21 protein-coding genes are annotated in these 21,346 nt (G+C 45.2%); 8 read left to right on the top strand and 13 right to left on the bottom strand.

What is annotated here, in order from left to right:
• The first annotated feature begins 22 nt into the window (after window positions 1-22).
• From ICN34_RS09290 to ICN34_RS09275, 4 genes are read left to right on the top strand one after another with little or no spacing between them, the layout of a single operon-like run.
• On the top strand, window positions 23-1,303 hold the full coding sequence (locus tag ICN34_RS09290; protein ID WP_216122177.1) for a polyhydroxyalkanoate depolymerase: 1,281 nt from the start codon (window positions 23-25) through the stop codon (window positions 1,301-1,303).
• A gap of 54 nt (window positions 1,304-1,357) precedes the next feature.
• Window positions 1,358-2,044, top strand: coding sequence for an electron transport complex subunit RsxB (gene rsxB, locus ICN34_RS09285; RefSeq protein ID WP_216122175.1), 687 nt, complete (start codon window positions 1,358-1,360; stop codon window positions 2,042-2,044).
• On the top strand, window positions 2,044-2,700 hold the full coding sequence (gene nth, locus ICN34_RS09280; RefSeq protein WP_216122236.1) for an endonuclease III: 657 nt from the start codon (window positions 2,044-2,046) through the stop codon (window positions 2,698-2,700). Before rsxB ends, nth begins: the two co-directional genes overlap by 1 nt.
• The gene (locus ICN34_RS09275; RefSeq protein WP_216122238.1) at window positions 2,693-3,121 is read left to right on the top strand and encodes a DUF1841 family protein; all 429 of its coding nucleotides are present in this window, start codon (window positions 2,693-2,695) and stop codon (window positions 3,119-3,121) included. The genes nth and ICN34_RS09275 overlap by 8 nt, the downstream gene beginning before the upstream one ends.
• A 48-nt stretch (window positions 3,122-3,169) precedes the next feature.
• On the opposite strand, the gene ICN34_RS09270 is transcribed toward ICN34_RS09275, so the two are convergent.
• The 7 genes from ICN34_RS09270 to ICN34_RS09240 form a co-directional block, all read right to left on the bottom strand.
• Entirely contained in the window at window positions 3,170-3,559 is a 390-nt protein-coding gene (locus ICN34_RS09270; protein WP_216122173.1) for a hypothetical protein, read from the bottom strand.
• 353 nt (window positions 3,560-3,912) lie between these two features.
• Window positions 3,913-4,875, bottom strand: a complete 963-nt coding sequence (locus ICN34_RS09265) for a tripartite tricarboxylate transporter substrate binding protein (protein WP_216122171.1) — start codon at window positions 4,873-4,875, stop codon at window positions 3,913-3,915.
• A gap of 19 nt (window positions 4,876-4,894) precedes the next feature.
• On the bottom strand, window positions 4,895-5,680 hold the full coding sequence (locus ICN34_RS09260) for a substrate-binding domain-containing protein (RefSeq protein ID WP_216122169.1): 786 nt from the start codon (window positions 5,678-5,680) through the stop codon (window positions 4,895-4,897).
• Window positions 5,681-5,687: 7 nt separating this feature from the next.
• Window positions 5,688-6,128: an HIT family protein gene (locus ICN34_RS09255; RefSeq protein ID WP_216122167.1), complete on the bottom strand. Its 441-nt coding sequence runs from the start codon at window positions 6,126-6,128 to the stop codon at window positions 5,688-5,690.
• A 103-nt stretch (window positions 6,129-6,231) separates the two neighbouring features.
• Entirely contained in the window at window positions 6,232-7,530 is a 1,299-nt protein-coding gene (gene aceA / locus ICN34_RS09250) for an isocitrate lyase (protein WP_215359457.1), read from the bottom strand.
• A 291-nt stretch (window positions 7,531-7,821) separates the two neighbouring features.
• Window positions 7,822-8,685, bottom strand: a complete 864-nt coding sequence (locus ICN34_RS09245; protein WP_255538629.1) for an amidohydrolase — start codon at window positions 8,683-8,685, stop codon at window positions 7,822-7,824.
• Between the two features lie 15 nt (window positions 8,686-8,700).
• Window positions 8,701-9,918, bottom strand: a complete 1,218-nt coding sequence (locus ICN34_RS09240) for an MFS transporter (RefSeq protein WP_216122232.1) — start codon at window positions 9,916-9,918, stop codon at window positions 8,701-8,703.
• A 151-nt stretch (window positions 9,919-10,069) separates the two neighbouring features.
• Between ICN34_RS09240 and ICN34_RS09235 the strand changes: the two genes are divergently transcribed.
• Window positions 10,070-11,812 carry a 5-oxoprolinase/urea amidolyase family protein gene (locus tag ICN34_RS09235; protein ID WP_216122165.1) on the top strand — a complete coding sequence of 581 codons (1,743 nt, stop codon included), beginning with the start codon at window positions 10,070-10,072 and terminating at the stop codon, window positions 11,810-11,812.
• Window positions 11,812-12,531 carry a 5-oxoprolinase subunit PxpA gene (locus ICN34_RS09230; RefSeq protein ID WP_216122163.1) on the top strand — a complete coding sequence of 240 codons (720 nt, stop codon included), beginning with the start codon at window positions 11,812-11,814 and terminating at the stop codon, window positions 12,529-12,531. Before ICN34_RS09235 ends, ICN34_RS09230 begins: the two co-directional genes overlap by 1 nt.
• Here the strand turns inward: ICN34_RS09230 and ICN34_RS09225 are convergent.
• A complete protein-coding gene (locus ICN34_RS09225) occupies window positions 12,528-13,760 on the bottom strand; it encodes an MFS transporter (protein WP_216122161.1) in 1,233 nt (410 codons plus the stop codon). The genes ICN34_RS09230 and ICN34_RS09225 overlap by 4 nt on opposite strands.
• Before the next feature lie 62 nt (window positions 13,761-13,822).
• On the bottom strand, window positions 13,823-16,426 hold the full coding sequence (gene clpB / locus ICN34_RS09220) for an ATP-dependent chaperone ClpB (RefSeq protein ID WP_216122159.1): 2,604 nt from the start codon (window positions 16,424-16,426) through the stop codon (window positions 13,823-13,825).
• Between the two features lie 91 nt (window positions 16,427-16,517).
• Here clpB and ICN34_RS09215 point away from each other — a divergent pair, with 91 nt between their 5' ends.
• Window positions 16,518-16,787: a GIY-YIG nuclease family protein gene (locus ICN34_RS09215; RefSeq protein ID WP_216122157.1), complete on the top strand. Its 270-nt coding sequence runs from the start codon at window positions 16,518-16,520 to the stop codon at window positions 16,785-16,787.
• Window positions 16,788-16,857: 70 nt separating this feature from the next.
• Complete coding sequence (gene ggt / locus ICN34_RS09210; protein ID WP_216122156.1) at window positions 16,858-18,456, top strand: gamma-glutamyltransferase; 1,599 nt, start codon at window positions 16,858-16,860, stop codon at window positions 18,454-18,456.
• A 100-nt stretch (window positions 18,457-18,556) separates the two neighbouring features.
• Here the strand turns inward: ggt and oxlT are convergent, their stop codons facing one another.
• The 4 genes from oxlT to moaD form a co-directional block, all read right to left on the bottom strand.
• Window positions 18,557-19,825 carry an oxalate/formate MFS antiporter gene (gene oxlT / locus ICN34_RS09205; RefSeq protein WP_216122154.1) on the bottom strand — a complete coding sequence of 423 codons (1,269 nt, stop codon included), beginning with the start codon at window positions 19,823-19,825 and terminating at the stop codon, window positions 18,557-18,559.
• Window positions 19,826-20,037: 212 nt separating this feature from the next.
• Window positions 20,038-20,631 (bottom strand): hypothetical protein, encoded by a 594-nt coding sequence (locus tag ICN34_RS09200; protein ID WP_216122151.1) that lies wholly within the window; start codon window positions 20,629-20,631, stop codon window positions 20,038-20,040.
• Window positions 20,619-21,071 carry a molybdopterin synthase catalytic subunit MoaE gene (gene moaE, locus ICN34_RS09195; protein ID WP_216122149.1) on the bottom strand — a complete coding sequence of 151 codons (453 nt, stop codon included), beginning with the start codon at window positions 21,069-21,071 and terminating at the stop codon, window positions 20,619-20,621. Before moaE ends, ICN34_RS09200 begins: the two co-directional genes overlap by 13 nt.
• Window position 21,072: 1 nt before the next feature.
• Window positions 21,073-21,330, bottom strand: a complete 258-nt coding sequence (gene moaD, locus ICN34_RS09190; RefSeq protein ID WP_216122148.1) for a molybdopterin converting factor subunit 1 — start codon at window positions 21,328-21,330, stop codon at window positions 21,073-21,075.
• Window positions 21,331-21,346: the final 16 nt, after the last annotated feature.

The raw sequence follows: 21,346 nt of genomic DNA, 5'->3' as shown, positions 1-21,346 counted from the left end.
ACACTGAATTACCGGAGGTACCATGCTATATCAGTTACATGAGTTTCAAAAAGCCTTACTTCAACCAGTTAGTTCTTGGGCACGCGCTGCTTCAGAAGCTTTTATCAATGCTTCGAATCCCGCCTCTAAGGTTCCGGGATCGGATCGATTGGCTGCTAGTTATGAACTCCTCTATCGCTTAGGTAAGAATTACAAGAAGCCAGAGTTTGGTATTCGTTCAGTCATGGCCCATGGCAAAGAAGTTGCCATTCATGAAAGAACTGCAGTTGCAAAGCCATTCTGTAACTTGGTACGCTTCAAGCGCTTCTCTGATGATGTAGAAGTTATCAAGAAACTCAAAGAAGATCCAACAGTATTGGTGGTAGCTCCATTATCTGGACACCACTCCACTTTGCTTCGCGACACAGTACGCACCCTCTTGCAAGACCATAAGGTTTACATCACCGATTGGATCGATGCTCGTTTGGTACCGGTAGAAGATGGTGAATTTGGTCTTGATGACTATGTTCATTACGTACAAGAATTCATTCGCACCATTGGCGCCAAAGATTTACATGTGATCTCTGTTTGCCAACCCACCGTTCCAACTTTGGGCGCAATCTCATTGATGGCCTCTGCCGGCGAAGCAACGCCAGCCTCTATGATCATGATGGGCGGCCCAATTGATGCACGCAAGTCACCGACTGCAGTAAATAACCTTGCAGATCAAAAATCATTCGAGTGGTTCGAAAGCCATGTGATTTATAGCGTTCCGCCTAACTATCCAGGCGCTGGCCGTAAAGTTTACCCAGGCTTCTTGCAGCACACTGGCTTTATCGCCATGAACCCGCAAAACCATTTGCAATCTCATTGGGATTACTTCCAAAACTTAGTGCGTGGCGACGAACAAGATGCGAAATCACACATCCGTTTCTACGATGAATACAACGCGGTATTGGATTTGGACTCTAAGTTCTACCTCGACACTATTAAGACTGTTTTCCAAGACTACTCATTGCCAAACGGCACTTGGGAAGTTTCTGGTGAGCTTGTAAAACCACAAGACATTAAAAAGACTGCCCTCCTCACCATTGAAGGTGAGCTGGATGATATCTCTGGAAGTGGTCAAACACGTTCAGCTCATGCCTTATGTGCCGGCATTCCAAAAGATAGCAAAGACCACTATGAAGTTGCTGGTGCTGGTCACTACGGCATCTTTGCTGGTCGTCGTTGGCGTGAAAAAGTTTATCCAAAGATTAAGACGTTCATTCGTGAGCATCAGAATACGAAGAAAACCGCTACACGGACTACCAAGTCTGCATAAATTAAGGGCTCTTCGGAGCCTTTAATTTTAAGAAGAATCGAACAAGCCCTTTCCATGAGCCAAGCAAATAACCTCATCGACCAACTTGAGGATATTCTTCCGCAAACCCAATGCACTAAATGCGGCTACCCAGACTGTCGTGGGTATGCTGAGGCGATGGCCTCTGGAGATGCACTCCCAAATCGCTGCCCGCCTGGTGGGATTGAGGGTATTGAGCGCTTGAGCAAGGTTCTAATACCCATCTACCCTCAAGATGCCTTTGAGCTACATCCCGTCATTGATCCGGAGTGTGGAGCTGAGCGCCCCAGGCCTGTTGCATTCATAGATCCACAAAAGTGCATTGGCTGCACACTATGTATTCAGGCTTGTCCTGTTGATGCGATCGTTGGAGCTTCCAAGCAAATGCATGTGGTGTTGACTGAGTGGTGCACTGGATGTGACCTCTGCATTCCGCCGTGTCCAGTTGATTGCATTAGCATGATTGATGTAACGGGCAATCAAACTGGTTGGGATGCTTGGTCCCAAGAGTTGGCAGATGTTTCCCGCAAGCGCTACCACGATCGTGAACAACGACTCGATAGAGAGCAAAAAGATAATGATGATCGCTTAGCCAAAAAAGCGGCAAGCAAATTAGCAGCAGTTAATGCTGAAAGCCCATCATCAGCAGATGAGCTTAAAGAGCAAGAACGTAAGCGTGCCATCATTGCAGCCGCCATTGCACGAGCCCAACAAAAGAAATGATGAATCTAGAAAAGCGTCGTGCTTTTTTTGAGCAGCTCAAAGCCAACAATCCCAAACCAGAAACTGAGCTGGAATATAGCTCGCCATTTGAGTTGTTAATTGCGGTACTACTATCGGCACAAGCAACTGATGTCTCAGTTAATAAGGGAACGCGCAAGCTTTATAAGATTGCCAATACCCCACAAGCCCTTTTAGATCTTGGTGAAGATGGTGTTAGACCCTTTATTCAGCATATCGGATTATTCAATTCCAAAGGTAAACATATTCAAGAAACATGCCGACTGCTCCTAGAGAAACATGGTGGTGAAGTTCCGCAGACTCGCGAAGAATTAGAGGCCCTACCTGGTGTTGGCAGAAAGACTGCGAATGTCATTCTGAATACTGCCTTTGGGCAACCTACGATTGCGGTGGATACGCACATCTTTAGAGTATCTAACCGAACAGGGCTGGCGCCCGGCAAAGATGTAGTGAAAGTAGAAGAGCAATTACTCAAGCGCGTGCCAAAAGAATACCTACTAGATGCTCATCACTGGCTAATTCTGCATGGTCGATATACCTGCAAGGCGCGCAACCCAGATTGTGCACAATGCATAGTAGAACCACTATGCGGCTTTAAACAAAAAACTGGTAAAGGAAAAGTTCGTGGCGATATTTAATCCAACCCGTGAAGAAGTGCGTCGCTTTTTCTGTGACACCTGGAAAAAGAGGATCGAGAATCATATTCTTGATCCCATGGAGACGCTCGCAAGCGATTGGATGGTTGAGCATCCCGAATACCACGACTTACTCAAGGATCCAGAGAGCGCTCTTGCTCAGGACTACACGCCGGAACGTGGCGAAACCAACCCCTTCTTACATTTGTCGATGCATCTTTCGATTAGTGAGCAGATCTCGATCAATCAACCACCAGGCATTAAAGAGATTGCAGACAAGCTATCTCTGAAGTTGGGTTCAATGCATGAGGCCCAGCACGTAATGATGGAATGCCTAGGGCAAGTGATGTGGGAAGCACAGCGTGAAGGACAACCCCTCAGTCCCGAGAAGTATTTAGAGGCTTTGAAAAATCTGGGAAAGTAAAGGTGAGATGAAAGCCGCCCAAGGGCAGCTTTCAAAAATTCCAGCGCATTACATCTGAACGATATGCCAGGCACCATTTAAATAGTTATCACCGTTGCGATCGTCGGGCTTTTTGTCCAAACTGAAGAAATACAAGGGCTTACCTTTGTAGGCAAACTGCTGTTTACCGTCATCACGCGTAATAATTGAGTAGTCATCATAAGATGTGGCATTTTTATCAACCAATAATGGAGGCCAGTTAATGGCGCAATCCCCATTGCAGGTTGATTTGCCCGATCCCGCTTGATCCTTATCAAAGGTATACAGGGTCATATTGCTGGTGCTAACTAAAATGCCATTATTGGATTTAACGATGCTTTGACCAGCAGACATTGGAGCCCATGCGGCTAAGGCAATACTAAATAAAGACACAAGTCCAATTTTTTGAAGAATATTCATATCAATTCCTTTTTGTGAAACCCCAAAACTTAATAAAAATCAAAGATGGGGTTTAATTCATTAATTAAATAATGCACTTACAGCTTGCTCTTTAAGCAATGCAAGATTTAAGCGTATTCCTTAATGAATAAATTTCATGTTCGCTATCAGACATATGGAATAAGAAATTTATCTTCGGAGGCGAATTTGATGGAGCCATCAAATGGCTATTGTTGCCTTAGATGAACTAAGAACGCTTTACTTGAATGCCCCCATTAGCTAAAGGCAGACTTTTCCCAGGCACTATGGAAAACGTAACGTACTGATCTACTACCAAATCCTGAAAGATGTCTCGAAACTCTCAAGAAATTGGCTTAATCCTCCTTCATATTGGCGCGCTTCACTATTGGCTCTAGCCTTGCTTTCTCATCTGCGAGGAATTTAGTAAACGAGGTTCTCGTTCCGGGTGATGGCTCAATACCTTGTGGTGTTAAGCGGCTCTGAACAGCTGCAGTCTTAAGGCCCGCATTAATCGCCTGATTCATTTTCTCTAAGATAGCATCAGGTGTGCCTTTGGGCGCAAAGACCCCTGCCCAGTGACCAATGAAAACTTCAGGATGCCCCTGCTCCTTAGTTGTTGGAACATCAGGCAGAGCAGCAATTCTTTTATTCCAAGTGGAAGCAATTGCTTTTAATTTGCCGCCTTGGATTTGCGGAATTACTACAACGCTTGCCTCTGAGGTTGCGTCAACTTGATTGGAGATAACAGCCACCATTCCTTCGGAGCCACTCTTATAAGGAATGATTTCATATTTACCGCCTGCTTTTACTTTCAACATCTCCGCTACGAAGTGTGGAGTACTCCCAGTGCCAGCAGTCGAGAAGTTAAGCCCCTTGGGATCTTTGGCCAGCACGAGCAGATCCTTCATATTATTGATTTTGGAGTCTGCTGAAACAACAATAATAGAGGGGCTGATTGTTAACAAACCCACCGGAACTAAGTCGCCCTCCTTATATGGCATAGAAGACTTAATCATGGGATTAGTAATAATGCCACCGGCACTAACAAAGAAGGTGTAACCATCTGGCGCACTCTTTGCTACAAAATCTGCGCCCAATACAGAACCGGCGCCTGGCTTATTTTCCACAATAATAGGTTGACCCAATTGCTTTGAGGCAGCTTCAGCAACCACCCTGGCAACAGTATCGTTAGCACCGCCAGGACCAAACCCAACAACAAATTTAATGGGGTGATTGGGCCAAGGGTCAGCAGCAAACGCCGGTCCAAATGCTAAAGATAAGAATGTAATCAGAACGGCTTTTGTAAAACACTTCATTTCTATGGTCCCTTTTATCCTACCAAGGTATTGCTGGCAATACTGGCTTTAATCCTGCTTTTTGAATGGTATCAACTGCTTTTGTTGATGCTAAAAATACTATGAGATCTTTTGATGCATCTAAATTTTGCGTGTTACTTGTAATGCCCGCAGAGAATAGCACTGTCTTTTGAGCTTCTTGCGGTAGCTCACCTATAAAGTCAACGCCAGGAATGGGGAGTAGCTCGCTGACTTGCTGAAAGCCCAAATCCGCATCACCCCTAGCCACAACTGAAGCAACCCTTTCGCTATATATCTTTCTTGCAGTTTTATTCATCTGCTCCGAAATCCCCATTTTCGGGAAAAGCTCGGTTGATAAATAAACTCCACTTGCGCTTGCCGAATAAGCAACCGACTTTGCATTTAATAAAACCAATTTCAATCCATTCATTGTGCTGATATCAGGCTTTGGTGCACCTGTCTTTACTACCGCACCCATTACCGAAGCAACCAAATCAACTCGCGCCCCAGATTGAAGATCTCCGCTCTTGATAAACCCCTCTAAAGACGGTGCAGCCAGGATTAATATATCAAACTGCTCACCCTTGGCTAATCTAGAAGGGATGGAGTCGGGTGCAGCACCCATTGATGAGCCATAAGAAATAATGACTTTATTAGGAGATTGTTTTTCATACTCAGGGACTAACTGCTTTAACGCCTCAGCGAATGCTCCCGAGGTAATTACTTGTATTTCTGCCGCATAAGAATAGTCAACCTGCAATACATTAGTTGCAAGTATTAAAAAGGTAAAAAATATTTTACGCACTAAATACCTAAGATAATTTGGCAATTGCAGCCTTGATTGCGGCTGGCAATTCCTGAGCCTTTTTTCTTCTGGCCTCCAATACAGCCTCTTTTGTTTCTTGAGTTTTTTTGGACCAAATCGATCCAGGGAAGAATGCGTCATCATTAAATCTAGGGATGACATGCCAATGAATATGAGGAACCATATTGCCTAAGGCGGCAATATTGACTTTATCTGGGTGCATGACGTATCGCATGGCCTCTTCAACAGCGAATACTAGAGCCATCAAATGCTCTCGCTCACCATGGGTAAGGTCCGTCATCTCAGCTACGTGACGATTCAAGATCACCCTGCAGAATCCAGGTAGGTCGGGATCGTTTACGAGCATAACCCGACAGTCATCGCCGCGCCAAATGAGTTGACCATCTTCAGGCTTGAGTTCGTCTTTACAAAGTACGCAATTAGTCATTTGAAGAATGTAAACGAAAACGGCACCTAAGTCACCCTTGTGGGGTCATTTAGGTGCCGCGGCAGTATGGTGCTACTGCTTACAACGCACTACTTAGGGATTCTTAATGGAACTGCTCTTCTTCAGTAGAACCAGTCAATGCCGTTACAGAAGACTTACCACCTTGGATAACAGTCGTTACATCATCAAAGTAACCAGTACCAACCTCTTGCTGATGTGAAACGAATGTGTATCCACGGTCACGAGCAGCAAATTCTGGCTCCTGTACCTTCTCGATGTATGCAGTCATACCGCGCTGCATGTAGTCTTGAGCCAAGTCGAACATGTTGTACCACATAGAGTGGATACCAGCCAATGTGATGAACTGATACTTGTAACCCATTGCACCTAATTCACGTTGGAATTTAGCAATAGTTGCATCATCTAAGTTCTTCTTCCAGTTGAAAGATGGTGAGCAGTTGTAAGCCAACATCTTGCCTGGGAACTTCGCACGAATTGCTTCAGCAAATTGACGAGCAAAATCAAGATCAGGGGTACCAGTTTCACACCAAACCATGTCGGCGTAAGCAGCATATGCCAAACCACGTGAGATCGCTTGATCCAAGCCTTTACGTGTTTTGTAGAAACCTTCTGGCGTGCGTTCGCCCGTCAAGAATGGCTTGTCATTCGCGTCATAATCAGAAGTCAACAAGTCAGCAGCTTCAGCATCAGTACGGGCCAAGATGATAGTTGAAACACCCATCACATCAGCAGCCAAACGTGCAGAGATCAACTTCTGAACTGACTCAGCAGTAGGTAACAATACCTTACCGCCTAAGTGACCACACTTCTTAACGGAAGATAATTGATCTTCAAAGTGAACGCCAGCAGCGCCCTGCTTGATCAACGCTTTGCTTAATTCAAATGCATTCAATACACCGCCGAAACCAGCTTCAGCATCAGCAACGATTGGAGCGAAATACTCAATGTAACCTGCATCACCTTTGTTGATACCTTTAGCTGTTTGAATTTCATCAGCGCGTTGGAATGAGTTATTAATACGCTCAACCATCTTAGGAACTGAATCTACTGGATATAAAGATTGGTCTGGGTACATCGCTGCGTAAGAGTTACCGTCAGCAGCTACTTGCCAGCCTGACAAGTAAATAGCTTGTACACCAGCTTTAACTTGTTGCATTGCTTGACCACCAGTCAAAGCACCTAAACAGTTAACGTAAGCTTCGTTATTTACTAATTCCCAAAGACGCTCAGCGCCATGCTTAGCTAAAGTGTGCTCAATTTTCAATGAACCGCGAAGACGCACTACGTCCTCAGCCGTATAGCCACGAGTAATACCTTTCCAGCGTGGATTGGTATCCCAGTCTTTTTGTAGTGCTGCGATTTCTGCTTTGCGATCTGCCATGTTTTTCTCCCTAAGTTAAACAAGTACTTCTAAATTTGAGGACTCTTAAGACTGAATTCAGTCTTATGTCTTATATAAGAGTTTAGACAGTTCAAAAAAGCAGGCAAGAGGAATTTAAGATATTTTTCAAAATATTTAGTTATTTAAATTCAATAACTTATATATATATTTTTACTATGTGGAATATTTATTCACTTCTTGGAATGGAATATAGGGCTAGATGTTGCGCTGGATTTTACGCAGCGTAATGAAGTTTCATATTATGAAAAAGAAAGTGCTAGGTATGGGTAATTAAAACCCGTATAGACGCTGAGGGTTGTCGCACAAGATTTGCTTACGAATTGCCTCATTAGGAGCATATAAAGCGAAACAATCCAATAATTGTGCAATGGTAGGCATATTCCCCCACGTTGCAACATGCGGCCAATCCGATCCCCAAATACAGCGATTGGGCGCAGCCTCAATCAATGCCTTTGCATAAGGAACCACATTATGATAGCCGGGGTATTTTTCACTCAAGCGATAAGCACCCGATACTTTTACCCAAGCTCGCTCGCGCACCAATTCCACCAATGCCATAAACCCAGGGGAATGAACGCCGACTGAAGTTTTCAGGAAACCCATGTGATCAATGACTAAAGTAGATTTCATCTTTTGCATGCGCGGCATCAGAGCGGGCAAATCATTTGCATCTAATAAGAACTGAATATGCCATCCCCAGTCTCGAGCAAGCGCATCGCATTCTTCTAGGTTTGATAGATCTAGACCACCACCAGCAAACATGACGTTGACTCGAATTCCTACTACACCCCTATCTTTCATATTTTGATAGTAAGCATCGGGCTGCCCAAGCAATGGGACCGCTACTCCCCGCAACCGCTTGGGGTGTTGGTCTAACACTCTTAGCATGGGCTCATTGTCTTGCCCATTGACGCTGACCTGAATCAAAACACCATAGGTCATACCCACCTCATCGAGCATTTCTATATATTGCTCACCCGTTACTTCTGGCGCAGTGTAAGAGCGGCCAGGAACGAGACTGGCAGCGCTTATCACATGGGCGTGTGTATCGACCGCACCTTTAGGCATCACAAAAGGAAAAGGACCGCCTTGATGTTCGGGCGGCCCTGGGCAAAACGGAATATCTTTTTCCAACGTTAGGATCTTTATTTAGTTTGCTTGTAACTCGCGACCACGTGTTTCCGGAAGCACAATAGCAGCGATCAAGAAAACTCCGTAAGCAATTACAGCAAAAATAGCAATTGCCATTGCCAATCCATATTGCGCTGAAAAATATCCCACTAAGGCTGGAAATAAAGCGCCAATTCCGCGACCAAAGTTATAGCAAAAGCCTTGTCCGGATCCACGTAAGCGAGTTGGAAATAACTCTGTCAAGAAAGCGCCCATACCGGAAAAATATCCACTAGCAAAGAATCCCAATGGGAAGCCGAGCCACATCATCATTTCATTTGTGATTTCTAGCTGGGTATATGCCAGAACCAAGACAATCGCGCCAATTGAAAAGGTGATAAATAATTTCCGACGGCCAAATCGGTCAGCCATCCACGCGCCAACCAAGTAGCCTATAAAACTACCCGCAATAAGAAATGCTAAATAACCAGTAGAGCCAACTACCGTCAATTTACGCTCCGTCTTGAGGAATGTAGGAACCCAAGTGGTAATTGCATAGTAACCACCTTGTGCACCCATCGTGAGTAATGAAGCCCAAATCGTAGTCTTCAATAAACCAGGTTTAAAGATTTCTAGAATGGAGGGTGATTGGCCTGCTGCTACTACTTTTTCACGAGCAAGCTTAGCAATTGTTGGCTCTTCGACATGGCGACGAATGTATAACAAAAGAACAGCAGGGAAGAAGCCAGCTACGAACATTGCACGCCAAGCCATATCAGGCGGAAGCAGGCTAAACATAATCGCTTGTAAGAGTACTGCAGCACCCCAACCAATTGCCCAGGCAGATTGGACGGTACCCACTGCACGGCCACGATATTCTGCACGAATCGTTTCACCCATTAACACCGCACCAGCAGCCCACTCACCACCAAAGCCAAAGCCAAGTAATGCGCGTGCAACCATCAATTGATTGAAGTCTTGGGTAAATGCACAGATCAAACTAAAGCTAGAAAACCAAAGAATAGTGAACTGCAAAGTTCTAACGCGACCTATACGATCAGCTAAGTAACCAGCAAACCAGCCACCAAATGCGGATGCCAAGAGCGTACCCGTCACAGCAAGACCAGCCATTCCGCGGTCCACCTGCCATACTGCAATAATGGTGCCAATCACCAGAGGGTAAATCATGAAATCCATGCCGTCCAAAGCCCAGCCCAAGAAACAACCCCAAAAGGTTTTTTTCTCTTTAGGGTTCATGACTTTATAAAAACCGGTCAGACTAGTATCTGTTTGTTGACTCACTTTGTCTCCTTTATTTTTAGGCTTTAAATTATTGAATGAGTAGCATCTTTATAACTCAAATATTGCGCCCACAGGGCAAACTAGAGAAAACCCTTAATATCTTTTCATGATGCATTGCACACTAATTGGCGATCACAGTGTTTTGGCAGATTTTTCGAAATCACCGAATCCTTTAAGTGAGATCCATGGAATCAGTAAGCTCCTTTTTGCGAATAAGCCAGAATGGGCAGGCGAAATTATCCCCGGACTAGAGTCTTTGATTGTGCAACTGAAGTACTCCTCAGATAACCCCAGCGTCGTTCGCAGGCGCGCTATTGATGAATTAGAAAAGCTGGGGGAGAAATTCCTCAAGCAAAAAAGGATTCAGTCAGAGCTAAGTACTACGCATCGTATTCAGGTTTGCTATCACCCTGATGTAGCTTTGGATTTAATGACAATCGCCAAGGCTTGTAAGCTAACTACTGAAGAGGTCATCAGCATACACAAAGATAGCCTCTACACCGCTGACATTCTTGGATTCATGCCCGGCTTTACCTATTTCAGCGGGCTGAATCCGAAATTGCGTCTACCCCGACTCAGCTCTCCTAGACCATCAGTGCCCAAAGGAAGCGTTGCGATTGCAGAACTACAAACAGCCATATATCCGCGTACTACACCGGGTGGCTGGAATATCATCGGCAGATCGCCCAATACATTGTTTGATATTCAAAAAAATCCGCCAGGATTATTTATGGCGGGCGATCAAATGGAAATTCATGAAATCTCCTTAGATGAATTTAAACAGCTAGATCAAAATCAACCCTCATCTGAAATTCTTCGCGCACCGAAACCCGATGAAGGCAATGCCAGTATTGAAGTATTGCAGGCTGGGACATTCAGTACCATTCAAGATAATCCTCGTGAAAATTTATCTCACTGGGCCGTGGGACCCGGGGGCGCGTGTGACCTTGATTCGCTTCATCTAGCGAATGCAATGGTTGGCAATTCACCAGAAACTGCCGCCATTGAAATGACCTCTACCGGACCCACACTGCTTTTCCACGAAGCGTGCTGTGTAGCTTGGGTTGGCGCCTCCTGCGAAGGTATTGTGGATGGCCAACGTATTCCAGGCAATCGGCCAGTATGGTTGGCAAAGGGAAATACCCTCAAATTTTCTTCATTCAATTTGGGTTTTAGAGTAGTGCTGGCTATTGGGGGAGGTCTTGAGCTTCCTAAAATTTTAGGTCGGGCAGGCTCTCACATCAGTGCTGATATCGGTCCGAAGCGCTTAGAAAAGGGTGATGTACTTTTGCTTTCCGATGTCAAAGCACCTCTGAGCTCACCATTCCTAAAGTCCCTTTATAAATCTGGTCTGTTGCCATGCTTCCCAAAATGGCATGTGAGATCACCTTTCCACCCTGCAAACTCCGTAACGCACATCAATTGCTTAGCAGGGCCTCACATATCTTTTTTACCAGAAAAAGACCGAGAATTATTTTGGTCTACCATTTGGACTGTGAGCAATCAAAGTAACCGTATGGGTGTGCGCTTACAAAGTAACTTCAAACTTAAAAAAGATTTACCTCATATCCCCTCTCAAGCAATCACATTCGGAACTGTGCAATTTCCACCATCTCAAGAGCCAATCGTCATGTTGGCAGAACATCAAACTACGGGAGGATACCCGCGCCTCGCAGAAGTTATTCGCGCAGATCTTGTGAAGTTAGCGCAACTGAAACCAGGTAATAAAATTCAATTGATGCCAATTGATCTTGAAGAGGCGGATCGCATCAATGCAGAAGCATTAAAGTTACAAGATGCAACGATGCACTCAATTCAAACCATGATTCAAACTACTGGAAAAGCGTGATGGATATAAATAGTGATATGGGCGAAGGATTCGGAGCTTGGGAAATGGGCAATGATGCCCTCTTGCTTGACTACATTACCTCCACCAATATCGCCTGCGGCTGGCATGCTGGTGATCCCGCCCGTATGAAAAAATTAGTTGGACTCGCAACGCAAAAAAAGGTTCATATTGGCGCACATCCCGGCCTTCCTGATTTAGAAGGATTTGGCAGACGAGAAATGGCTATCTCCGAACAAGATGCCTATAACTATGTATTGTATCAAGCAGGTGCCTTACAAGCATTTGTTCAAGCGGTAGGCAAAAAACTGCATCACGTGAAACCACACGGCGCTTTATATAACCAAGCCGCAAGGGATATGAAACTTGCCCGAGGGGTTGCTAGAGCGGTGAAAGATCTTGGTAACGATGTCATTTTGTATGGATTAGCGGGAAGTTGTTTAGTTGATGCTGCTAATGAACTCGATATTCCCGTGTGGCAGGAAGTATTTGCGGATCGCAGATACTCAAAAGAAGGGTTTTTGGTGCCACGCGGCCAAGTGGGCGCAATGATTGAAGATGAATCGGCGGCACTCAAGCAGGTATTGGGAATGTCACAAACTGGAAAAGTGATAGCGATCGACGGTAGTGAAGTTTCAATTCAAGCGGATACGCTCTGCATTCATGGGGATAACCCACATGCCATTGAATTTGCTAAAAAAATTAAAGCGGAACTCTCTTAGACTCTACTCTGTGTGCTCGATGACACCTTAAAGACGGTAGGAATGATCATCAATTGGAATAGGGCAATTCCAATAAACAAGGCCTTAGGAAGACCGGCGTCCATAAAGAAGCCAAAGATAAATGGGCCAACCGCTGCTCCTAAATCAATTCCTGAATAGACAATCCCATAAACGCGACCCGCCACTCCCTTAGGGGTTGCCTGCTTCACCATGAGATCTCGAGAAGGCGCTACGACACCATATCCAAATCCCAGCGCAAAAAATACATAGGGAATGATCTGTGCGGAAAGTAGTCCAGTAGCAAGTAATAAACACATAGCTACGGTAATAGATAAGCAAGAACTCACAATACGCTCAGGAGCTTGCAACTTGGCTGCTAAATATCCACCAAATAAAACTCCTCCAGCACTTCCTAATGCCAGCAGGGTAATGAAATAACTTCCCACATCTAAAGGTATCTCGTAAAGCTTAAAGAGCGCGCTAGGGGCAAATGATTGCAGGCTAGAAGTAGAAGCCATGCTGAAGAAAAAGAAAATCCAGCATAACCAAACCCCAGTGAGCTTCAGAAATGCGAATGTACTCTCAGGTGCTACGCCAAGCCTAGCAACCTGAGCGCTTGCATAACTATTTTCATGACGCTCTTTGACGTTATCCAGTAAATAGCTTTTATTCATCCAAAGAATCACTAGGATACAAACCTCTAATAGCGCTGCAGATAAGAAGGCAATGCGCCAATCAGATAACTCTGCAATCCCAACCATAAAGGTGGGTGCAGCAGCCCACCCTAAATATCCAGTCACTCCATGCATTGAATAGGCATAAGGAAGATTGGGTGGTGATACTTTGTGATTAATGAGCGTGTAATCAACTGGATGAAAAATACCATTACCGCAACCAGCAATTACCGCACCCAAAATCAACATGGCATAACTAGTGCTTTGTGAATAGGTAAGTGCTGCAAGCGCTAGCAAAGCAAGCCCAGCAAACAGTACGGGTCTTGCGCCGATACGATCCACCAAAAATCCGGAGGCAGCCTGCACAATGCAAGAGACTACAAAGAATATTGACATGAGCATGCCAAGCTCAGCATAACTAAGGGAAAAAGCGTCCTTCAACCATGGGAACATGGGAGGAAGGATTAAATGAAAGAAATGAGAGCTGCCGTGAGCTAGGCTAATGAGACTAATAACCCGGACATCACTGGCACGCCTACTAAGCGCAACAGTCATGTACCAAGTTTACTAGGGCAGGAATATTCCTGCTGAACTACGTATTTGCTACTTAGGACTACTTAATGAACCTGACGGCTAAAGCTAAACTCACCTGATTTATCTACATCGACAGGTACCACATCCATGGGTCCGAACTTACCTTCCAAAATCATCTTGGAGACTGGGTTCTCAATATGCTGCTGAATCGCCCGCTTCAGAGGCCTTGCTCCAAAGACTGGATCAAAGCCCACCTCAGCAATCTTATTCAAGGCGGCATCACTGACCTCAAGTTGCATATCCACTTTTGCCAAACGATCTGACAAGTTCTTCAGCAAGATCTTCGCAATATTGGCGATATTGCCTTTATCCAAACCATGGAACACTACGATTTCGTCAATACGATTTAAGAACTCAGGACGGAAATGATTCTTTAGTTCTTCGAATACTGCCTCTTTAATCTCTGCTTGCTTCTTATCAACCATCGACTGAATCAAATGTGATCCAATATTACTAGTCATTACGATGACAGTGTTTTTAAAGTCTACGGTACGACCTTGACCATCAGTTAGACGACCATCATCCAATACCTGCAAGAGCACATTAAATACATCTGGGTGAGCCTTCTCAATTTCATCAAACAAGATCACGCTATATGGATGACGGCGAACTTGCTCGGTTAAATAACCACCCTCTTCGTAACCAACATAACCTGGAGGCGCGCCAATTAAACGGGCCACGCTATGCTTCTCCATAAACTCACTCATATCAATACGAATGAGGTGATCTTCGCTATCAAACAAGAAGCCCGCCAGAGCTTTGCAGAGCTCAGTCTTACCAACACCGGTAGGCCCAAGGAATAAGAAGGATCCATAAGGACGATTCTCTTCAGCCAAGCCAGCACGTGAACGACGAATAGCATCCGATACTGCTCGAATGGCCTCTTCTTGACCAACTACACGCTTATGCAATAGCTCTTCCATCTTGAGTAACTTATCGCGCTCACCCTGCATCATCTTCGAAACTGGAATACCTGTCGCACGAGAAACCACTTCAGCAATTTCTTCTGCGCCAACTTGAGTGCGAAGTAACTTGTTTTTCAATACGCCATCTTTGTCACCCTTAGCTTCGGCAGCTGCGGCAGACTTCAGTTTTGCTTCGAGTTCGGGGAGCTTGCCATATTGCAATTCAGCAACCTTCTCTAACTTGCCATCGCGTTGTAACTTTGCAATATCTACCCTTACTTTTTCAATTTCCTCTTTCAGCTGAGCTGCGCCTAATACAGCGCCCTTCTCTGCTTTCCAAACCTCTTCTAAATCAGCATACTCAGCACCCAGACGTTTAATTTCATCCTCAATGAGACCTAGGCGTTTTTGCGAAGCATCGTCCTTCTCCTTCTTAACCGCTTCGCGCTCAATCTTTAATTGAATCAGACGACGCTCCAGCCTATCCATCACTTCAGGCTTAGAATCAATCTCCATCCGAATACGCGAACCCGCTTCGTCAATCAGGTCGATCGCCTTATCTGGCAAGAAACGATCCGTAATGTAGCGATGCGATAACTCAGCAGCCGCAACAATCGCTGGATCAGTAATTTCGATGCCATGATGTAGTTCATAGCGCTCTTTAAGGCCTCGCAAGATGGCAATAGTTGCCTCTACGGTAGGCTCCTCCACCATCACTTTTTGGAAACGACGTTCCAACGCTGGATCTTTTTCGATGTACTTACGATATTCGTCTAAGGTAGTTGCACCAATGCAATGTAATTCACCGCGGGCCAAGGCAGGCTTGAGCATATTTCCAGCATCCATTGCACCATCACCCTTACCAGCGCCTACCATCGTATGAATTTCATCAATAAAGATGATTGTTTGACCTTCATCTTTAGCGACATCACTGAGAACTGCTTTCAAGCGCTCTTCGAACTCACCGCGGTACTTAGCGCCAGCTAGAAGTAAGGCCATATCCAAGACTAGGACACGCTTATTTTTCAGAGTCTCAGGCACTTCACCATTAACGATGCGCTGCGCTAAGCCCTCAACGATGGCAGTCTTGCCCACACCAGGTTCACCGATGAGTACAGGGTTATTCTTACCGCGACGTTGCAAGATCTGAATGGTGCGACGAATCTCATCGTCACGCCCAATGACTGGATCAAGCTTGCCCATACGAGCGCGCTCAGTTAAATCCACTGTGTATTTCTTTAAGGCTTCACGTTGGCCTTCAGCATCTGCACTATTCACTGATTCTCCTCCGCGCACTAAATCAATAGCCGCTTCTAACGATTTGCGATTTAATCCATTTTCACGAGCCACTTTACCGAGCTCGCCCTTGTCATCAGCCACCACAAGCAAAAACAATTCGCCTGCAATAAATTGATCATTGCGTTTATTGGCTTCTTTTTCACATAGGTTGAGCCAATTACTTAAATCACGGCCCACCTGCACTTCTCCACTAGTTCCTTGCACTTCGGGGAGATTGCTGATGATTTTCTCTACGCCTTTTTCAAGGCTAGGGACATTGACTCCTGCTCGAGTCAATAAACTCTTGGCGCCACCATCGGAATCACGCAACATGGCCAGCAACAAGTGGGCAGGCTCAATATATTGGTTATCTTTGGCTAAAGCGATACTTTGGGCCTCACTTAAGGCCTCTTGAAATTTGGTTGTTAATTTATCTATTCTCATTTTTGAGCTCCGTCTATCTATCTATAGAATATAAGGGCAATATTAATAATTTCAAGCATCTACCGCACTTTTAACCCTAATTTTCCCTATTTTGACCTGGCTTGTTTACCTCCTTGAATGCTCAGATGGCACCTACTATGCCGGCATTACTAACCGCTTAGAACATCGCTTAGAGGCCCATAACTCAGGGCAAGGCGCTCGCTATACAAGATCGCGCGGACCAGTTGTCCTCTTAGCAACACAAAAGCACCCTGACCGTTCTGAAGCCTCTAAAGCAGAGCTCCGCTTAAAGCGTTTACCAAGGTCTGAAAAGCTAGCCTTTTTTGAGACTGAGATCACCACCAAAACTGGGCACAGTTAGTCAGAGCAATCTATGAGCCAGCAATACAATATAGCTATAACAAAACCAATTATTTAACCGGACAACAATCATGCAACCAAAATGGGGAACCAGAGGAATGGCGGTAGCGCCACATTCTCTAGCATCAGAATCTGCTTTAGCTGTTTTACGAGAAGGTGGCAACGCCTTAGAAGCAATGGTAGCTGCTGCTGCAACTATTGCAGTGGTCTACCCTCATATGAACTCCATAGGCGGTGACTCTTTCTGGGTAGTTCATTCTCCTGGAAAGGCCATGGGTGGAATTGATGCTTGTGGAGCGGCTGCTGGTTTGGCGACAAAGCAGTGGTACGCAGAACGTGGTATCACTAAGGCCATTCCATTTCGTGGTGCAGTAGCAGCGAATACCGTTGCTGGAACTATCTCTGGCTGGGGCGCAGCGCACCAACTCTCGAAACAAGGGTTAGGCGGCAAACTACCGCTTTCACGCCTATTAGCTGATGCGATTCACTATGCAGAAGCTGGCACACCCGTTACTTTCAGCCAATCAAGCCTCACAGAAAAGAAGCGTCAAGAACTGAGTCCCATTCCAGGCTTTGCAGAGACTTTTTTAGCAAATGGCAAAGCGCCCGCTGTTGGCAGCATCTTTAAGCAAGAGCGTCTTGCTAAAACCTTACGTCAGATTGCCAAAAAAGGTACGGATGACTATTACCGCGGCGAACTAGCTCAATCACTAGCAAAAGAACTCGCTGAGTTAGGCAGTCCACTGAGGTTAGACGATCTACACCGTCATAAGGCAAAACTCATAGACCCTCTAGAGCTCAAACATAGCATGGGTAATGTCTACAACATGACGCCGCCCACACAAGGCGTTGTCTCATTGATGATTATTGGCATCTTGGACCAGTTGAACTTAAAACGCTTTAAGGTTGATAGCGCCGAGTACGTTCATCATTGTGTTGAGGCTACCAAACAAGCATTTAAAGTACGCGATCAATTTGTAACTGATCCTGCCTATATGACAAAGAATGCGCAATCTTTCTTATCACCCGCATTCCTGAAAAAGTTAGCCAAGAATATTGATCCAGAAAAAGCGCTCCCTTGGGGTCAGGGTAAAGGTCCTGCAGATACTATTTGGATGGGTGTGATTGATGGCGACGGCAATTGTGTTTCTTTCATTCAAAGCATCTATCATGAGTTTGGCGCAGGCATTGTGCTTCCTACCTCAGGTGTCAACTGGCAAAACCGTGGTTGCAGCTTTTCTCTTGACCCAAATACACTCAATCACCTTGAGCCGCATCGCAAGCCTTTTCATACTCTTAACCCAGCGATGGCTTTATTTAAAGATGGTCGCTCAATGGTTTATGGAACGATGGGTGGAGATGGTCAACCACAAACCCAGTGCGCAGTATTTACTCGAACAGCAACTTATGGTCTTGATCCACAGGATGCTATCAGTCGTCCACGCTGGTTGCTTGGACGGACCTGGGGGCAAACCAGTGATAGCCTTAAATTAGAGTCGCGCTTTAGTCCATGGGTAGCTAAAGAACTTCACGCTTTAGGTCATGAAATTGAAATGCTCGATGCATTTGACGAAACCGTTGGTCATGCGGGTTGTATCATTCGCGATCCATCGGGTACGCTACAAGGTGGATGGGATCCTAGAAGTGATGGGGCTGTGAGCTCATTCTAATAGGTCTCAATTCAGTAACAATTAGATGGCATTAAAAAAGGCTACCAAACTTGGTAGCCTTTTTCTATCTTCGAATTTCAAATCACCACTGAGTTAGCACTTATGCAGCACAGGTCTTCAAATACTTAGCACGCATTGGGCGTAGTACGAAGAATGCCAGGATAGCCGCAGTAGCATCCAATACGATCATGATGCCAAATACTGGTATCCAGCTTTCTGTAACACCATGAATGTAGGCTGCAACTGGTGCGCCAACAATAGAGCCAACGCCTTGAGCCATGTAAAGGAAACCATAGTTTGTAGTGGCATGCTTTTGGCCAAAAGTATCAGTCAAAGTAGATGGGAATAAGGAGAAAATCTCACCCCAACCAAAGAACACAATACCTGAGAGCAATACGAACATGACGGGATCTGAGCGTGTCATTACCCAAGCAAACATAGCGACCGCTTCTAAACCAAAAGCAATCGTCATGGTGTATTCACGGCCGATACGATCAGATACCCAGCCAAATATTGGTCGAGTTAAACCATTGGTAACGCGGTCAATTGTTAAGGCCAAAGGTAAGGCAGCCATACCAAAAACCATGGTCGATGTAATACCAAAGTCTTTTGCAAATGCGCCCATTTGGGAGATAACCATCAAACCTGATGTAGACATCATGGACATCATTAAAAACATAAGCCAAAAAACCGGTGTCTTTAACATTACCTTTGGTGCAACTCCCGATGCAGCAGCCTCTTTTTGATCAGCCGTTTGCACACGATCAGCGTGCGGCACACGAATGCCTTGAGCAGCCAATAGTCCAACAGCGCCAATGATGTAACCAAAGAATGTCAACGTGCCCTGAATCCCTGTCTCAGTCAAACTAGTGGAGATTGGGAAAGTCGTCAGCAATGCACCGATGCCATAACCTGCAGCAACCATACCTACTGCAAATCCTCGATTGTTTGGGAACCAACGAACCATCAAGCCAACAACGCCGATGTAAACAATACCGGTACCCAAGCCACCTAACACTCCATAGGTGAGGTAAAGATGAGATACAGTAGTCAGGTTAGCCGAAAGAACCCAGCTTGCACCCGTCAGAATAGTACCAATGGATAACAAAAGGCGAGGGCCAAACTTATCAACTAAGTAACCCTGAAACGGTGAAAAGAAAGTCTGCAACACAATCAAAATCGAAAATGTAATTTGCAACTCAGTCAAAGTAACACCGAGCTGACCCATGATTGGCTTAGTAAATAAAGCCCACACATATTGAGGGCTGGATATGGACATCATACAAATGACGCCTAAAGCCAATTGCACCCATTTCGACTTTAGGGGGCTGCTACTAGTACTTTCCGTACTCAATGCTGCTGTTGTCATGTAAATCTCCTGAGCTTTGTTTAATCAAAATTTCTAAAATGCTTTTGTTAATGCATTTTGATCTAAATTTACGGGTAATTACTAAGGAATTCCCTGATATGGTGCAGAAGCGCTTATTTTGATGCAGCTTGATGCACCAATAAAAATAAAACCACCCCTAAGGATGGCTCATCTTTTCAAACAGGCATCTGCTTCTATAAAACGAATTTGATCTAGCACCCCGAAGCAGTTGCCGTAGGGACGCTCACACTATTAGTGCCAGGCAAACTAGACCAGGCAGGATTAGATGAGGTTACGGGCAGCATATAAGCCCAGTGCGTGAGACCGGCTGCTCCATTTCCGGTTGACATCTGCATCAAAAATGCAGGTTGACCGCTAGATGTAGTTAACTGCCCAGAACCTACGGTTAGAGATGATCCATAAAAACCAATAGATACCGAATTATTGGCTGTTACAGACCCCACAATAGTTGATGCAGACCAAGTAGCGCCATTATTGGTGCTAGCAAAAGAGCAGCCCAATAAAAATCCCTGATTGACAGAAGTGATATGCCAAATAGTCTGATCGTTTACCGCACTAGTCTTTGGATTTCCGGAAGAGCTATAGGCATAGGCCAGCAAATAATCCGTAGGCACAGACCAATACGTATCCACAAAAGCAGTAAGATCTTTTGTTGCCAAAGTAGATGGGGTTGATTGTGCTTGCACACTATCGCCAGCACCGCAACCAGATAGTCCGCCTGTAAGCATGATCGATAGGCAAACATAGAGCTTTCTCGTTATATGTTTTTTAATTATTTTTTCCATTTAGATAATGCCACTTCATCGGTAACGCGGGCATCAACCCAGCGAGCCCCTTCAGGGGTGTCTTCTTTCTTCCAAAATGGGGCCGCCGTCTTAAGGTAGTCCATGACGAACTCACAGGCAGCAAATGCTTCACCTCTGTGTGCGCTGGTGACCACCACTAATACGATTTGATCTTCGGGCAATAAGGGACCAACACGATGGATCACTAAGGCCTGATAAATATCCCAGCGCGCTTTGGCTTGATCCAGAATTTCCTGTAGCGCTTTTTCAGTCATGCCGGGGTAATGCTCAAGCGTCATGCCCTTTACTTGGCTACCGTCATTCATATCTCGCACGGTACCCAAGAAAGAAACTACCGCACCTACTCGCGGATCACCTTTACGTAATGCCGCTATTTCAGCGCTGACATCAAAATCGCTCTCTTGGATTTTGATTGGCATATCAGCCCCCAGTCACCGGAGGAAAGAAAGCAACTTCTGCACCATCTTGCAATGCTGTATTTGCATCAACCATGTGCTGGTTCAAGGCGCAACGCAAGACTTTGCCATCTGCCAAGACCTCAGACCATGGATTGCCACGTTCAATGAGGTGCGTTCTGAGATCGGCAATGGTTTTTACTGTCGCCGGGATGGTGATGCTCTCTTGCGAGATGCAAAGCGCTTCACGTAGTGAGGCAAAGAATCGTAATTCGAGTTTCATGAGCTAATCGTAAAGT

The organism is Polynucleobacter sp. Tro8-14-1, assembly GCF_018881655.1.
Lineage (GTDB): Bacteria > Pseudomonadota > Gammaproteobacteria > Burkholderiales > Burkholderiaceae > Polynucleobacter.
The sequence above is the reverse complement of the archived record's forward strand: the minus strand, read 5'-3'. Positions and strand labels throughout refer to the sequence as shown.

What these genes read in the sequence shown, in the direction of transcription:
- ICN34_RS09290 (WP_216122177.1), top strand. Translation starts at nt 23, where the DNA reads ATGCTATATCAGTTACATGAGTTTCAAAAAGCCTTACTTCAACCAGTT.
- rsxB (WP_216122175.1), top strand. Translation starts at nt 1,358, where the DNA reads ATGAGCCAAGCAAATAACCTCATCGACCAACTTGAGGATATTCTTCCG.
- nth (WP_216122236.1), top strand. Translation starts at nt 2,044, where the DNA reads ATGAATCTAGAAAAGCGTCGTGCTTTTTTTGAGCAGCTCAAAGCCAAC.
- ICN34_RS09270 (WP_216122173.1), bottom strand. Translation starts at nt 3,559, where the DNA reads ATGAATATTCTTCAAAAAATTGGACTTGTGTCTTTATTTAGTATTGCC.
- ICN34_RS09265 (WP_216122171.1), bottom strand. Translation starts at nt 4,875, where the DNA reads ATGAAGTGTTTTACAAAAGCCGTTCTGATTACATTCTTATCTTTAGCA.
- ICN34_RS09255 (WP_216122167.1), bottom strand. Translation starts at nt 6,128, where the DNA reads ATGACTAATTGCGTACTTTGTAAAGACGAACTCAAGCCTGAAGATGGT.
- aceA (WP_215359457.1), bottom strand. Translation starts at nt 7,530, where the DNA reads ATGGCAGATCGCAAAGCAGAAATCGCAGCACTACAAAAAGACTGGGAT.
- ICN34_RS09240 (WP_216122232.1), bottom strand. Translation starts at nt 9,918, where the DNA reads ATGAACCCTAAAGAGAAAAAAACCTTTTGGGGTTGTTTCTTGGGCTGG.
- ICN34_RS09235 (WP_216122165.1), top strand. Translation starts at nt 10,070, where the DNA reads ATGATGCATTGCACACTAATTGGCGATCACAGTGTTTTGGCAGATTTT.
- ICN34_RS09230 (WP_216122163.1), top strand. Translation starts at nt 11,812, where the DNA reads ATGGATATAAATAGTGATATGGGCGAAGGATTCGGAGCTTGGGAAATG.
- ICN34_RS09225 (WP_216122161.1), bottom strand. Translation starts at nt 13,760, where the DNA reads ATGACTGTTGCGCTTAGTAGGCGTGCCAGTGATGTCCGGGTTATTAGT.
- clpB (WP_216122159.1), bottom strand. Translation starts at nt 16,426, where the DNA reads ATGAGAATAGATAAATTAACAACCAAATTTCAAGAGGCCTTAAGTGAG.
- ggt (WP_216122156.1), top strand. Translation starts at nt 16,858, where the DNA reads ATGCAACCAAAATGGGGAACCAGAGGAATGGCGGTAGCGCCACATTCT.
- oxlT (WP_216122154.1), bottom strand. Translation starts at nt 19,825, where the DNA reads ATGACAACAGCAGCATTGAGTACGGAAAGTACTAGTAGCAGCCCCCTA.
- ICN34_RS09200 (WP_216122151.1), bottom strand. Translation starts at nt 20,631, where the DNA reads ATGGAAAAAATAATTAAAAAACATATAACGAGAAAGCTCTATGTTTGC.
- moaE (WP_216122149.1), bottom strand. Translation starts at nt 21,071, where the DNA reads ATGCCAATCAAAATCCAAGAGAGCGATTTTGATGTCAGCGCTGAAATA.
- moaD (WP_216122148.1), bottom strand. Translation starts at nt 21,330, where the DNA reads ATGAAACTCGAATTACGATTCTTTGCCTCACTACGTGAAGCGCTTTGC.